Here is a 14839-nt window from a genome sequence, read left to right as displayed (position 1 = left end):
CGATTGAAATGATTGATACACAGACAAGGAGTGAGTAACTATGCCAACACCTATTATTATTGACTGCGATCCAGGGCATGATGACGCAATAGCGATACTGCTTGCCATAGCAAATTCGGAGAAGTTAGATCTGCGCGGGATTACAACGGTTGGTGGAAACCAAATTTTAGATAAAATCACGGAAAACGCCCTGAAGGTGATCAGCTTCGTGAATGCTGACATTCCTGTAGCTAAAGGGGCTGCTGGCCCACTGTTCGGCAAGCTTGTTACAGGTGAGGAAGCGCATGGAGAATCGGGCATGGATGGGCCGCTTTTGCCTCCAAGTAAATTCCGCCCTGTAGAGCAGGGTGCTGTGGAGTTTATGCTGAATATCATCCGTTCTTCAGAGGAGAAGATTACGCTCGTGCCGATGGCTCCTTTAACAAATATCGCACTGCTAATCACGGCTTATCCAGAGATTAAAGACAGAATTGAAAAAATCTCACTGATGGGGGGAGGTATCTCTTATGGGAATGTCACCTCTACTGCGGAGTTTAATATCTATGTAGATCCTGAAGCAGCCCGTATTGTGTTTGAGTCGGGGATTCCGATCACAATGAGTGGTCTGGATGTGACCGATAAGGCTGCTATTTTTGAAGATGAGATCCTAGCATTGAAAGAGCGGGGACCAGTGTCTACAATGGTCGGAGAATTGCTGGATTTCTATTCGATTTACGGTAAAAAAATGGGCTATGTCGGCAGTGCGCTGCATGATCCATGTGCTGTTGCCTGGCTGCTGCATCCGGAACTATTTGAATCTGAGCATCTATATGTAACGGTGGAGACAGAAGGCAAGCTGACGCGGGGAATGACAGTTGCAGACAGACGGAAGAAGACGGATCGTCCAGCGAATGTGCAAGTATTGGTGGGTGTTGACCGGGAAGCATTTATGAAGCTGATCTTTGATTCACTGGAAAAGCTTGATCAAGAGCTGCTGCTAGCGGCTGAAGGGAAGTAGCCTATGGCAGGATGGGAGAGACTTCAAGAGACCGTGCAGTTTGAAATTGCTCAGCGTGGAGAAGAAGGTTGCCTGATTGAGGGTTTTGCGGATAAGCTAGCGGCTGCTGGTGACGATGAGCTCAAGCTGATGCAGGTATACAATGAGCTAATGGAGCTTACGATCAGTGAGGATTTTCCGTATCAAGAGCCATCCTCTCTGGAGGAGATTCGTCATCTACGTCCAGAAGGCCCACGTAAGCTTGAGGCGGACTGGAGCGAAGCGGAATGGAGAGATAAGTTCTATGGAGCCTGGCTCGGTAGAAGTGTCGGCTGCGCACTCGGGAAACCGCTGGAGTATTGGGACTATCTCTATGGGAAAGATGGCCGTCCGGGCTGGGAGAATATTGAGCTATGGTTTCAGGGTGCGGACGCCTGGCCAATTACTGGCTATACGCCTGGGCATTCACGGGCAGAGGCTGAATATGGTCTTGGCTTAAGTGAATGGACACATGCGAGTACCCGCGAGACGATCAAGTATATGGAAAGCGATGACGATATTCGCTACACTGTCCTGGGTCTTATGCTGCTGGAGCAGAAGGGTCTGAACTGGGATTCTTGGGATATCGGAAAGCTGTGGCATACACATTTAACATATAGTCAGGTGTGCACGGCGGAGACACAGTCATATATGAATTTTGCGCAGGAGACCTCTCATCTGCATGGCGAGAAACCTGCGGATTGGCTGGTGCGGCAGGAAAGAGTGCGGATGCACTTAAATCCTTACCGCGAGTGGATTGGTGCCGCTATACGCGCAGATGGACTGGCTTATGGCGCAGCAGGTTATCCTGAGCTTGCGGCAGAATTAGGCTGGCGCGATGCTTCATTTTCACATGTGAAAAATGGCATCTATGGTGAGATGTTTAATGCGGCGATGATATCGGCAGCTTTTGCAGAGAAGGATAATGAACGGATCCTAGAGATTGGCCTTAGCGAGATTCCGCGTACCAGTCGTCTGGCCAGTGATGTTTTGCGGGGGATAGATATTGCGCAGAAGGCCAAAAGCGAGCAGGAGTTGGTTCGTAACATTTGGGATACTTTTAGCCACTATGATGCGGTTCATACAAATAATAATGCTGCTCTTGTGGCTGCATCGCTTGTTTATGGCGGGAATGATTTTGAAAAAACAGTTGTCACTTCCGTATATGGTGGGATGGATACAGACTGTAACGGGGCTACTGTGGGCTCAATTATGGGTGCGAAGCTTGGAGCAAGTAAGTTGCCGGCTTCATGGATCGAACCGCTTCACGATACGTTATATGCCGATCTGCCCGGATTTCATCCGATAGCGATTTCGGAATGTGCGGAACGCAGCTACCAAGTGTTCTTGAAGATTCGCAGAGAGCTTGGCGAAAAGGCATAAAAGATTTAGCGAGTATGGGACTCGATAGATCAGGGATTCAGGGATTACTATATGAATTATGGGATGTCTTAAGCTATTGGCTTAGACATCCTTTTTTGCGTAACAGCAGGTCTTTAATCACACTCCAACGAACCAAATGTAGCTTTAACAGCATTTCATACACTTAAAAAAACCAAATATGGCTATATTAACAGTGGAGCGTTTAGTGGTGGGGCAATAGGAGAATCATGATTTCAAGAGGGAAGGATTATCTTTGCTAACCCTTTTTATTTTATTAATAAATGTGTAAAAAGAGCCCGGTATAAAGGGTTTTTAGGTTTTCATCAACCTTCCTGGTATATCATTTAAAGAAAAATGATGACACAGCAGAAGAAATGTCTTATTATTTAAGGAGATTTTTAATAAAACAGATTTTAGAAAATTGTAATACAATGTCTCACTTGATGGAGGTTCATTATATAAGGGAAAGGAAGGGGGAGCTTCTAATACTGTCGCTGAGTCGGGTAAGTAAAGGGTTCAAGCTGAAGGAAGGCATCTATCAGGCTGTAGATGAGGTATCGCTGGAGGTAAAGCAGGGATCCATTCATGGGATCATTGGTGAGAGTGGTGCGGGGAAATCTACGCTGCTGCGACTGATGAATCTTCTGGAACAGCCGGATGAGGGAACGGTTACCGTAGATGGCCACAACCTGACCGAAATGCCTAGTAAAGCACTGCGTAAAGCAAGGCAAAAGATTGGAATGATCTTTCAACAATTTAATCTTGTTTATAACGTCACAGTAGAGCGGAATGTTTCGATCCCGCTGGAGCTGGCAGATGTCCCAAAGCATGAACGAATGAAGCGTGTGAAGGAGTGTCTGGATTTTGTTGGACTGGCAGATAAGGCAAAACAATATCCGGCACAGCTCAGCGGAGGACAACGTCAGCGTGTTGCGATTGCCCGCGCACTAGCGAACAGTCCGGGAATATTACTGTGTGACGAGCCAACGTCCTCCCTGGACCCAGGAACCACTACAGATATCTTGAACGTGCTGAAGCATGTGAATTCAAGTCTTGGAGTAACGGTTGTCATTGTTACGCATGAGATGGATGTTGTCAAAAGCATATGTACTCATGTATCGGTGATGGAAAAAGGGCGCATTGTAGATTCGTTCTCTCGTGAAGACGGTGAATTCCGTCCAGCAGCAGCCAGTACCGGGACATACCGCTATCAGATTCTTGGTAAAGCGGGGGAAGATCATGTTTGATAGTGTACTTCAATATCAGGCACAGATGTGGGATTCGATTGGTGAAACCTTTGTGATGGTTGGTATTTCTGTTGGAGCGGCCGTGCTGCTGGGGCTTCCACTGGGTACCTTGTTGTTTTTTTTCCGAAAAGGGCAGCTTTATGAGAATACAACGTTGTCTCTGGTGCTCAACAGTATCGTTAATATTATCCGCTCGTTTCCGTTCCTGCTGCTGGTCGTTGCGCTAATTCCAGTCACTCGTTTCCTGGTCGGGACCGCCATTGGGACGATTGCAGCAGCGGTTCCATTATCTATAATCGCTATTGCCTATTATGCTCGGTTAGTGGAACAGTCGTTGCTGGAGGTTCCTAAAGGGGTCATTGAAGCCGCATTATCGATGGGAGCCTCGAAGCTGGGCTTGATCTTTAAATTTCTGTATGTGGAAGCTCGTTCGGGTCTAGTCCTTGGACTTACTACTTCTACAATTAGCTTTATCTCCTTCTCGACCGTGATGGGAGTTGTTGGTGGGGGAGGGGTTGGTGATTTCGCTATCCGTTATGGTTATCAGCGTTTTGAGACGGAAGTGATGATCTATGCCATTCTAGTGATGATTGTATTAGTCCAATTGGTTCAGTTCACCGGGGGGACTATCGCAAGGCTGTTGGATAAGCGGTAATACAAAATAGTTCAATATATAAACTGGGGGTTAGTAGTACTAATGAAAAAATCAATGATACTTGTGCTTACATTAATGGTATTGGTCGTAGCGGGTTGTGGCTCTAATAAAGCAGCCGAGAACAATGCTGCAAAAGGTAGTAATGATGAGTTAACCAAATTAAAGATCGCTACACTGATCCCACCTATGACAGAAATTCTGGATATTGTGAAGCCGCTCCTGAAGGAAGATGGCATTGATCTGGAGATCGTTGTTCTCTCTGATAATGTGCAGCCTAATGAGGCGTTGGCTAATAAAGAAGTAGACGCTAACTTTTTCCAGCACGTTCCTTATATGAAGCAATATAATGAAAGCAAAGGCTCTAATCTGGTAGAGGTACAGCCTGTTTATGACGCTATTTATGGCGGATACTCCAAACGTTATAAGACTATAGCTGATCTTCCTGAAGGGGCTACGCTTGTAATGGCTAATGATCCATCTAACATCGGCCGTTCATTGCAAATGTTCGCTGCAGCTGATCTTATTAAGCTAAAAGAAGGCGTAGGCATTCAAGCCACACAAGCAGACATTACTGAAAATCCAAAGAAATTCAAGTTTGAAGAAGTCGATCTCCTAATGCTGGCCCGTATGCTTGATGATGGCGATCTGGTAGCCATGACTCCGGCTTATGCGAGCCCACTAGGATTGACACCGAAGAAAGATGCACTGATTACGGAAGGCGAAGATTCCGAATTCACAATTACTTTGGTGGCACGTGAAGATAACAAGGACTCTGACGCCATTCAAAAGCTGGCTAAACGGATCAGCGGTCCTGAAGTGAAAAAGTTCCTTGAGGATAATTACGCGGATATTGCGTTGCCTGCGTTTAAATAAGCTGAATATGGATCTATAAAAAAGGGCAGCCCGGCGATATTTACCGGGCTGCCCTTTTTGTAATAGGAGTATTTAGGTGTGTCTTACATTACTCGGCTTCTCTCAGCCGTTCCACAATGGATGCTTGGGATAACGTTTTATAGGCTCTCAGTGTCACTGTGTAAGCGAGAATTAACAAAATAGGAACGGTGAGGATAAACGGCAGCCAACTCATCTGAAATACCATAAAGGCCATATTTTCCGTGATGCTTTTGGAAAGGTTATAGGTCAGCAATACACCTAATGTTGAGGTTATGAGGACGGTTAGCAAAACGGTGTAGAATCCTTCAAGGATCAGCATACGTTTTAGCTGCTTTTTGGTCATGCCAATACTCTCCAGCATGGCAAGTTCATTCCGGCGGGAGACTACCCCGGTGAGTACAGTGTTGATATAATTCAGCACCCCAATTAGAGCAATGACCAGGCTAAGCCCATACCCGACGGTTTGAAAAATGCGAATGAATCCACCGAGCTCATCCTTGTAATCCTCTCTTGATTTTAAAGTTAATTCATCCGTCGAATCTGTTAATGCTTTGACCACTTGTTCTACCTGGTCCAGCTTAGTCGGATCGACATGTAATGTGGCTGAAACGATATTGGCTGGATCTGTACCCTTCGGCATTTCCTTCTGCAGCTCCGAAGCAGGGAGGAAGATGTTGTAACCTAACATAGAGTAAGATTTTGTTGTGGCAGCATATACTGCATCATGTTTTACTACTGCCATCACTTCATAAGATTTATCCGACTTCTCGAAAGTGACTGTATCTCCAGGATGATAATAGGTGCGGTAGCTATCTTCTTCTATAAACATGGCCTCAGATATGACCGCATATTTTCCTGAAGCAAACTTCTGCCTGTTAAACTCCCCTTCAATAATATCCTTGTCCACAAGATCATACCAGCCCGGATCTAATCCATATAAATGATTGTAGACCATCCCCACCTTATCTAAAGTGGAGAGAAGATAAGGATGTGGGTCAGCAGCTGCCATTGGCTCCAAAATAGCCCGGACAGCATCATCGACAGGAGATGGAACATATCTGTGGTAAACCTTATCAACAGTTTCTACACCGTCAATTTTACTTAGATTGTTGGCGAATTCCTCTGAAAGCTTATATGGATCACCGTCTCGAGGCCCTGTAATACTGACTAGCACTTCATTCTGAACCACAAAATCACCGGAGATAAAGGCACGCAGATATTTATTCACATCCAGTGAGGAGATTACTGTGAAAATGGTACTGAACAAGATGATACTCAAGGAGAGTGAAGAGAGCATCAGGATCAGCTTCTTTTTGCTTCTGAACAGGTTGGAGAACGCCATGTTGTGAAGTTTTGCACCATGTTTTGATTTTTTGGCATTCCGTTTTCCACCGCTGCTGACTCCGGCAAATTTTACAGCCTCTACCGGCGAGGTTCGCGAAGCCATCCGGCCCGGTTTGCTTGCGGCGATCCATACTGTCATAAACGAGAATGCTGCTGCACCAATAAATATCCACGGGCTAGCAGAATAGACATTATCAGTAGAGCCGTTTAAAAATGAGGAGGCCATAGGGAGAATCAGCAGACCTAGCAGATACCCGAACCCCAATCCAAAAGGCAATGCGACGAGATAAAGTGAGCGGGCCTGAATGGAGATGATCTTTTTCAGTTGTCGGGGTGTGGTACCGATGGTCTTTAGCAGCCCGTAAAATTTGACATCCCGCACGACGGAAATAAAAAAGATATTGTAGATTAGTAAATAGCCGCTCAGCATGGTGATAAGAATGACAACTGCATAAGGAATGATATTCATTAGATTATCGGAGAGAGAAACACTCGTATAAGCCGGATTGACACCATAAGGTACATCCAGGCCGGTGTCCGTCAAAATCTTTTGTACCTTCTGTTCAATATTATAAGAATTATTAAACATCACCCCTAGACCTGCGGTGTTCACATAAGAACCCGTTGCCTCAGAGATGTCCGGGTCAATATGGGAAATGTTCTTCTGTGTAAATGCTTCGGATACAAAAGCCAATCCTGACATCGCCAAATTTTGATCGGTTTCGTAATATCCGGAGAGCTTAAAGTCTTGGCTTATGACTTTTTCACCAATGTCTATATCCAGCTTCACAGTCTGGCCTAACTCATGTTTTGCTCCTAGCAAGTCAAGCGCCCAAGTATTTAGGACGATTTCATTCTCTTGGGAGGGCAGTCCGCCAGCTATAAAGTTGATAAATCCATGTTTGGCATAATTCTCGTCAATTCGAAGGACCTCTACCCGGTGATTCTTGAACAGACTGGTGCTTATATCGCCAACCTTAAGGAAGACGCCATATTCTTTGATGGATGGTTGATTCTTCAGCTTCTCCAACTCGGCAGGATTCAGATATTTGAAGCTTCCATGATAATCGCTGCCGGTAGTCTGCATTTGTGCGCGTTGCATCGATTTGTTAATACTGAGCGCCAAGGTAAACACGCTGGTGATCAAAAGCGTAGTCAGTACGATGGCACAGATGATAGTGAAATTGCGAGCACGGTTGGCTTTGAGGCTTTTTTTGGCTAAAGTAGCAATGGTCTTATGGTTATTCGTGCTGATCATGGCTGGCTCACTCCGGAGCTACGGAGTTGTCCAGTGAAAATGACGCCATCTTCAATACGGATAATACGGTCAGCAGTTTGAGCAATTTGTTCATTGTGTGTGATCATCACAATGGTTTGGTTGAATTTTTCACTCATCTGTTTAAGTAAAATCAGCACTTCTTGGCTTGTTTTGCTGTCCAGATTACCTGTAGGTTCATCTGCTAAGATGATTGAAGGTTTGGTCGCCAATGCTCTGGCTATTGCCACCCGTTGCTGCTGTCCGCCAGACAGATTAGAAGGTAGAGTATTCATCTTTTCCTGCAAGCCTAAAGTGCGGATGATTAGATCAAGATAAGTTTCGTCAATTTTGCCACCGTCCAGTTCAATAGGCAGCACAATATTCTCCCGCACATTTAGTATGGGTACCAAATTGTAGTTCTGAAAAACAAACCCCACCGATCTGCGCCGAAAAATGGTCAGCTTCTCATCACTCATCGCAAAAATATCATTCCCGTCCACGTAAACCTTGCCCTCTGTTGCCCGATCTAATCCACCAAGCATATGAAGAAGGGTGCTTTTGCCGCTGCCGCTAGTGCCGACAATGGCGACAAACTCCCCTTTATCCACTGACAGTGATATACCGTCCAAAGCCTTAACGCTTGCGCCAACCTTTCCATAGTGTTTTTTTAAATTTTCAGTCTGTAGAATCGGCATAACTCTTCCCCTCCAATGAGATCTGTTTGTCCATGATTTAAGGGTAGCAAATCAATCTGACAGGAGAGTGTCTGAATTCTGACCATAATGACACATTCTATTTCAGCGCTGGGGCAGGTAAACAGAGAAAGTTGTACCTTTTCCAGTTTCAGAAATGACGTTGATATGGCCGCCTTGCGCCGTGATAATCTCTCTGGATAAAAACAACCCGATGCCGACCCCCTCGAATTCACGCGCTTGCTTTCCTCGGTAAAACCGCTTAAAGATGTGAGGGATTTCTTCGCTGGAGATTCCAAGTCCAGTATCGGTAAGGTGGAGACAGGTGAACATCTCGTTGCTTTCAGCAAGAACGGAAATTTGTCCGTTATGCGGTGTGTACTTCACAGCATTCTCGAGCAGGTTGAATAGTGCTTCACTTGTCCATTTGACATCGTGGCAGGCTAAGATGTGTGTCCCGCAGTCAATATTGATCGTAATTTGTTTGTTTTCCGCTTGTGCATAAATCTGGGATAAAGCCTGCGTCAGAGTTTGTATGAGCGGTTTCGCCTCAATCTGCTGTAGGGAGATCATTCCTGTTTCCAAACGTGATAATTTGATTAGAGACTGAATCAGCCAATCCAACTTATCTGACTGCGCTTTAATATGCTGTATGTAGTGCCGGACATTCTCATTTAGTCCGGGCATCTCTTCGAGCAACTGACTGAATACCATGATATTAGAGAGGGGGGTCTTGGTTTGATGGGAGATATCCGAGATCAGCTCTTTTATTTTGTTTTTCTCTGTTTGGATATTTCGTTCATTCGCCTTAGCCATCCCTATATACCGCTTTAGTTTATGTTCCATCGAAGACAGAGCGGTTTCTTCATAGTTAGTGAGTGGCGGCAGGTCATGTATAGCCCGTTCAATCGCAGTATCCAAGGTCTGTATATAGATTGCGATCTGGCGGTTCCATAACCAGACCCATACGGCTCCTGTCGCTAATATACAGATGATAAATAGAGAAGTCAGTTGGAGCAGAGTGGGGTCGAACCCGTACAGAAACATTATACTGCCGATAAAACAGGCCACTAGTATAAGGATGATCAGTAAAAAGAGCCTATGAATTTGCTTGAAATTAGCAGGTGGGCTATTGGTTTTCATGGTTTTTGCCCTTCAGTCCACATGTATCCAAGTCCGTAAATGGTCTTGATATATCTGGGTGCTGCCGGGTCATCCTCAAGTTTAGCACGCAGCCGTTTGATGGCTACTGTCAATGCGTTTTCATCCACAAATTCGGCATCCTTGCTCCAGATCTTGTCTATCAGCTGTTCTCGGGTCAAAATATTGCCCGTATTCGTCACCAGCAGCCGCAGCAGTTTTTGCTCAGTTTTGCTCAGCTGGAGCGATTGTTTATTTTTGCTGTACTCCAGTTTCTCAAAATCGAGTTCTAAGGGACCCAATGTTATTTTTCCAGTCCCTAGTGATTCCGTTCTTCTGAGCACTGCCATTACTCTGGCGCGAAGCACCATTAGGCTGAATGGTTTAGTGATATAGTCATCGCCCCCCAATGCAAAACCGGTGATAATGTCGGACTCCATATCATTGGCGGTTAGGAAAATAATGGGTACGCGTGAGGTCTTGCGAAGTTGCTCGCAATAATCCAGTCCACTGCCGTCTGGCAGATTGATGTCCAGAATGATGAGATCAATAGGGTTAACTGCGAAAATATGCTCCGCCGCGGCAATATCGTAGGCTTGATGGATCATGACATTGTTTTGAGAAAGAGTGAGAGCGATCCCTTTATTTAAACTACGGTCGTCCTCAACGATCAGTATGTTCATAGTAATTCTCCTTTGTTTCTTATTTGATCATTATACATTCTCGGGATTTATTCGAAAGCGAGATTTTTATTTAGTAGACAGTTGAAAGTGGACTTTTCTTTATAATCTTTAAAAATGTTTTATTGTATATTAAATGTAATTTTCTAGAACAAATAGTTAGTATAGTCCTCAAAAAAAACATTGTAAACGAATTTTTTTATATAAAATAGTAAATTAATGGAATAAAGTGGATCTTGGAAAAAAATGTCGAAGTATACACTATTTATTCTAGTTATTGGTATTGCAAGAAATTTCACGACGGTATGACACATGAAGAATCAGATATTCTAAAGAAATAGAGGGGTTGTACATGAGTATATTAAAAGCTAACGACTTGAGAAAGTATTACGGTAGTGAACCAAACCCTGTCAAAGCGTTGGATGGCATAACAATGAGTGTGGAGCAAGGTGAATTTGTGGCTATCGTTGGGACTTCCGGCAGCGGTAAGTCTACGCTACTGCATATGCTCGGGGGCCTTGATAATCCTACCTCTGGCACCGTAGAAGTGAATGGGAAAGAACTGTCAAAGATGAACAGTGATCAGCTTACGATTTTTAGACGTAAAAATATCGGGTTCATTTTTCAAAATTATAATCTAATGCCGATACTTAATGTCTACGAGAATATCGTTCTGCCGATTGAACTTGATGGAAACAAGGTGGATAAGGAGTATGTGAACATCATTGTAAGGATGTTAGGACTGAAGGAGAAGCTGAATAATTTACCCAACAATTTGTCTGGGGGCCAACAACAGCGTGTAGCAATTGCAAGGGCTTTAGCGATGAAGCCCGCTATTATCCTTGCCGATGAGCCCACTGGAAATTTGGATAGTCAAACAAGTGAAGAGGTAATCAAGCTGCTGGAAATGACTAGTCACCAACTAAATCAAACAATCATTATGATTACACATAACAACGAAATTTCCTTGCGTGCTGATCGGATTCTCCGTATGGAGGATGGGAAAATCGTGGATTAGAGAGAGAAAAAATGTATAGAAATCATTCTTCATCCGTTGATCGGCATTGATGATAAAAAAACTGGAGGAGTATAACCGTACTGCAAGAACCCGATTAATTTAAGCGACTTTTCCAAAGGGAAGATAGCATTGGTAACTGATATTAATGGGAATGGCATTCCAATAGGTGTACAGATACCCTTTACGGTAATTGACAACAACAAGAGCTATAAGGTGAAAATTGGCGGTCAAATGACGTTTGAACGTGATGCTATGAATAGTGGTGCTGCTCCATGGCTAATTGTGTCAAATAATGTTATCAACAAATATCATTCTGATGCTGTGATTTACTCTATTAAGATTAATGCGCAAAAAGGAAAAGAACAGGATGTGTTGAATGAGGTTAAACTCCTTACAAGCGGAGACAGCAGCATTTCACGCACCTCAAAAATTGAACAGGCAAAAGCGTTTGCTGACTTAAAGCAGTCTTTTTCCAATCTTTCTATTGTTATCATTATCATTTTAAGCAGCATCGGTGTTTTGAATTTTATTAACACTATATTAGTAAGCATTGTATCCAGAAAACAGGAGTTTGCTGTTCTAGCATCTATTGGCGCGACGAAGAAGCAGATTAAATGGCTGATCACCTTTGAAGGAATCTGGTTTGCTCTAATTGCTTTTGTTCTTACATTAATAGTGGGTAGTGGCATTAGTTATCTGGTCTTTAATATATTGCATGAATATATAGGCTATGGAGTGTTTAGATATCCGGTTACCTCTTTAATCATATATTCGGGGGTTGTCTTGTTGATCTGTTCAATATTTCCTGGTTTGTTGTACAAATCTATTTCCCGTTCAAGTGTTATTGAACAGCTAAGACAAGCAGAATAATAATGCAAGGGAGGTGGGAACTTTGAAACACAATAGTGGAAAAACTATGGAAAAGTTGGCAAAGCGCTCTCTTAAATCTAGCAAAAATTATTTTGCTATTCTGGCAATAGCCTTGGCTGCGATTATGTTCACCAGTGTATTTACTATTGCAGGGAGTTTGTTAGAGTCAATGAAAGATAACAAGATGAGAATCGCAGGGAGCAATGCTCATGGTGGATTTCATCAAATGTCTATACCTGAGTATAAAAGAGTCTCTTCAGATTCAATGATTAAGGACATCTCCTATTCGGTTCTTATCGGTGATGCACAGGGGGCTGCCTTTTCTAAGTTACCTACAGAAGTGAGGTATGGTGAGGAAAAGTATGCAAAATGGGCGTATAGCTTACCACAGCTTGGAAACATGCCACAGCAAAAGAAGGACATAAGTGTAAGCACCTTGGTATTGGATGCGCTGGGTCTTCCCCATACATTAGGTCAATCCATTTCATTAACCTTCAAAACAGATAAAAAAACAATAACAGATACCTTTACCGTTTGTGGAATTTGGGATGGAAATCCGCTCTCTTGGCGTCAAAATATTTGGCTTTCTCGTGAATATGCAGATTTAATAGCTCCTGTGGCAACTGAACCATGGAACAACCGTCCCAATGTGTACTCAGGCTATATCAACAGTCAATTTTGGTTTTCGAATACGTGGGATATTGAAACGAAATCTGAACAACTTGCCAGCAGAAGTGATTTTGATGGTCAAATAACTGTTAACGCTTCTTATGATATTCTAGGATCTGAACCTCAAAATATACTTCTAGGTTTCCTTGTAATCACAGTGATTTCCTTAGCTGGATATTTGTTAATCTACAATATATTCTATATTTCAATTGCACAAGAAATTAAATCTTATGGTTTATTAAAAGTCATTGGGACAACCTCAAAACAAATCAAAAGAATGGTTCGTTATAAGGCAATATATCTTGCTTGTATCGGTATTCCTTTTGGACTAGTGATAGGTTGGACGATCGGTCGTTTTCTTGTTCCGGCTATTATCGATATTTTTGGTGAAGATATGCGCGTCGTAACAAGTGTACACCCGCTTATTTTTGCTATTGCCGCTATATTCAGCCTCTGCACAGTGTTATTAAGTTGCTTAGGGCCAGCAAAGGTTGCATCAAGGGTTTCTCCAATAGAAGCTCTAAGTTATGTTGAAGGAAAACAGGCGGGAGAACTAAGAAGAAAAAAGAAAAAAGCTCAACCAATAACATCCGTTCGTCTAGCAATGGCTAATTTAAAGAGGAACCCCCGAAAAGTGATCATCGTCACGCTTTCTTTTACACTTAGTTTGGTTATTCTTAATAGTACTTATGGTCTTGTGCATTCTTTTGATTTTAATAAGTTCATTGAGTTTCAGTCTGTTTCGGACTTTACGGTTGCTGATACTTCGATCATAAATAATTCGCCTCCATTTGATACTTCCGGTGTAAGCAATGAGTTCATAAAACAAGTAGAGTCATTGGACGGGCTTGAAAATAGCGGTAATGTTTATGTACTCCCTTTAACACAAAATTTAAGTGATCAGGCAATGTCTGCGCTGAAAAGAGAAGTCGGCTTGATGAATGAAAAGGACCAAGAGGAATTTCTGAGTTCTCAGGAAATGGTGAAACGGAGATCAATAGTGAATACATTTGGTTTCAGTGAGTGGCCGGCACAGATGATTCAAGTAAAGGAAGGAGCTTTGGATCAAAAACGCTGGGAGAACGGAGAGGGAATCTATGTTACTAACTGTAAGAAATTCCTAGATGGTACAAGCAGCATTTATCATCCGGGAGATAAAGTTAAAGTGAGTTTTGGAAACGGAAAGGAAAAGGAATATGAAGTGCTTGCCATTGTTGATTTTCCGGGAGCTATTCACTCAGTGGCATATTATGATATAGGATTAGAGTATTTGTTGCCTTCGGATGAACTGCTTGCCCATGCAGATTCTATGCTGCCAATGTATACAATCTTTAACGTAGATGATGAACATTTAACTCAGACAGAAAAATGGCTGGAGGACTATTGCTTACATACGGATACCGGATTGGATTTCTATTCGAAGAATACTTCTAGAGAAACCTTTCGTAGTTTAATCTTTATGTATGAGGTGGTAGGAGGTGCATTTTGTATTCTGCTAGGTGTTATTGGGATTCTGAATTTCATAAATTCCATGCAAACTTCTATTTTAACCAGAAAACGAGAAATTGCCATGCTGCAATCAATAGCCATGACGGATAAGCAGGTAAAAGAAATGCTTATCTCTGAGGGGGGCGGGTATGCCTTCCTAGGGCTGATGTTTTCGATTGTGCTAGGAAGCTTGGCAAATACTACCCTAGTACCCGCAATGGGAGCAGAACTTGATTATTTTACTTGGACTTTTACATTAACCCCTATTTTACTTAGTATAATCCCCTTTATGCTGATCTCTATTGTAGTACCCGTTTTGTGTTACCACAGCATATCTAAGAAGACTATTATTGAAAGATTACGGAGCGAGGTTTTTTGATAAAGAGCCGCATAGTTAACCCTAAAGGAAAGTTCAAAAGGGCATCACCTATATAGGGTGGTGTCCTTTTAATTTTTGATGGGTGCATTCCCATTTATATGTGCAAA

12 protein-coding genes are annotated in these 14839 nt (G+C 43.0%); 8 read left to right on the top strand and 4 right to left on the bottom strand.

Translation table 11 applies throughout. From position 1 onward, the window contains the following. Positions 1–40 precede the first annotated feature (40 nt). From NYE58_RS31060 to NYE58_RS31040, 5 genes are all read left to right on the top strand, one after another. Positions 41–997, top strand: a complete 957-nt coding sequence (locus NYE58_RS31060; protein WP_076184827.1) for a nucleoside hydrolase — start codon at positions 41–43, stop codon at positions 995–997. Positions 998–1000: 3 nt separating this feature from the next. Next, positions 1001–2398, top strand: coding sequence for an ADP-ribosylglycohydrolase family protein (locus NYE58_RS31055; protein ID WP_076277167.1), 1398 nt, complete (start codon positions 1001–1003; stop codon positions 2396–2398). Between the two features lie 485 nt (positions 2399–2883). After that, a complete protein-coding gene (locus NYE58_RS31050) occupies positions 2884–3645 on the top strand; it encodes a methionine ABC transporter ATP-binding protein (protein ID WP_341004323.1) in 762 nt (253 codons plus the stop codon). Next, entirely contained in the window at positions 3638–4300 is a 663-nt protein-coding gene (locus NYE58_RS31045; RefSeq protein WP_036685560.1) for a methionine ABC transporter permease, read from the top strand. The genes NYE58_RS31050 and NYE58_RS31045 overlap by 8 nt, the downstream gene beginning before the upstream one ends. Before the next feature lie 42 nt (positions 4301–4342). Beyond that, positions 4343–5173, top strand: coding sequence for a MetQ/NlpA family ABC transporter substrate-binding protein (locus NYE58_RS31040; protein ID WP_036685556.1), 831 nt, complete (start codon positions 4343–4345; stop codon positions 5171–5173). 88 nt (positions 5174–5261) lie between these two features. On the opposite strand, the gene NYE58_RS31035 is transcribed toward NYE58_RS31040, so the two are convergent. From NYE58_RS31035 to NYE58_RS31020, 4 genes are all read right to left on the bottom strand, one after another. Continuing rightward, positions 5262–7796, bottom strand: a complete 2535-nt coding sequence (locus NYE58_RS31035) for an ABC transporter permease (RefSeq protein ID WP_076220301.1) — start codon at positions 7794–7796, stop codon at positions 5262–5264. Beyond that, positions 7793–8491, bottom strand: a complete 699-nt coding sequence (locus NYE58_RS31030; protein WP_076184824.1) for an ABC transporter ATP-binding protein — start codon at positions 8489–8491, stop codon at positions 7793–7795. Before NYE58_RS31030 ends, NYE58_RS31035 begins: the two co-directional genes overlap by 4 nt. A 102-nt stretch (positions 8492–8593) precedes the next feature. Then, complete coding sequence (locus NYE58_RS31025) at positions 8594–9631, bottom strand: sensor histidine kinase (RefSeq protein ID WP_076220300.1); 1038 nt, start codon at positions 9629–9631, stop codon at positions 8594–8596. Then, complete coding sequence (locus tag NYE58_RS31020) at positions 9628–10311, bottom strand: response regulator transcription factor (RefSeq protein ID WP_076184822.1); 684 nt, start codon at positions 10309–10311, stop codon at positions 9628–9630. The genes NYE58_RS31025 and NYE58_RS31020 overlap by 4 nt, the downstream gene beginning before the upstream one ends. Positions 10312–10660: 349 nt before the next feature. On the opposite strand from NYE58_RS31020, the gene NYE58_RS31015 reads away from it, so the two are divergent. From NYE58_RS31015 to NYE58_RS31005, 3 genes are all read left to right on the top strand, one after another. Further along, entirely contained in the window at positions 10661–11326 is a 666-nt protein-coding gene (locus NYE58_RS31015; protein ID WP_076130305.1) for an ABC transporter ATP-binding protein, read from the top strand. Between the two features lie 129 nt (positions 11327–11455). Beyond that, positions 11456–12196 (top strand): ABC transporter permease, encoded by a 741-nt coding sequence (locus NYE58_RS31010; RefSeq protein WP_076277168.1) that lies wholly within the window; start codon positions 11456–11458, stop codon positions 12194–12196. A 22-nt stretch (positions 12197–12218) separates the two neighbouring features. Further along, positions 12219–14732, top strand: a complete 2514-nt coding sequence (locus tag NYE58_RS31005; RefSeq protein ID WP_341003844.1) for an ABC transporter permease — start codon at positions 12219–12221, stop codon at positions 14730–14732. Positions 14733–14839 lie beyond the last annotated feature (107 nt).

It is taken from the genome of Paenibacillus sp. FSL L8-0708 (assembly GCF_038009325.1).
Classification (GTDB): domain Bacteria; phylum Bacillota; class Bacilli; order Paenibacillales; family Paenibacillaceae; genus Paenibacillus_AQ; species Paenibacillus_AQ odorifer.
This window is presented reverse-complemented; position numbering and strand designations above follow the sequence as displayed.

Bases quoted from the DNA above. Each gene is read 5' to 3' on its own strand.
- NYE58_RS31045 (WP_036685560.1), top strand. From the start codon at position 3,638: ATGTTTGATAGTGTACTTCAATATCAGGCACAGATGTGGGATTCGATT.
- NYE58_RS31035 (WP_076220301.1), bottom strand. From the start codon at position 7,796: ATGATCAGCACGAATAACCATAAGACCATTGCTACTTTAGCCAAAAAA.
- NYE58_RS31020 (WP_076184822.1), bottom strand. From the start codon at position 10,311: ATGAACATACTGATCGTTGAGGACGACCGTAGTTTAAATAAAGGGATC.
- NYE58_RS31030 (WP_076184824.1), bottom strand. From the start codon at position 8,491: ATGCCGATTCTACAGACTGAAAATTTAAAAAAACACTATGGAAAGGTT.
- NYE58_RS31015 (WP_076130305.1), top strand. From the start codon at position 10,661: ATGAGTATATTAAAAGCTAACGACTTGAGAAAGTATTACGGTAGTGAA.
- NYE58_RS31025 (WP_076220300.1), bottom strand. From the start codon at position 9,631: ATGAAAACCAATAGCCCACCTGCTAATTTCAAGCAAATTCATAGGCTC.
- NYE58_RS31060 (WP_076184827.1), top strand. From the start codon at position 41: ATGCCAACACCTATTATTATTGACTGCGATCCAGGGCATGATGACGCA.
- NYE58_RS31040 (WP_036685556.1), top strand. From the start codon at position 4,343: ATGAAAAAATCAATGATACTTGTGCTTACATTAATGGTATTGGTCGTA.
- NYE58_RS31055 (WP_076277167.1), top strand. From the start codon at position 1,001: ATGGCAGGATGGGAGAGACTTCAAGAGACCGTGCAGTTTGAAATTGCT.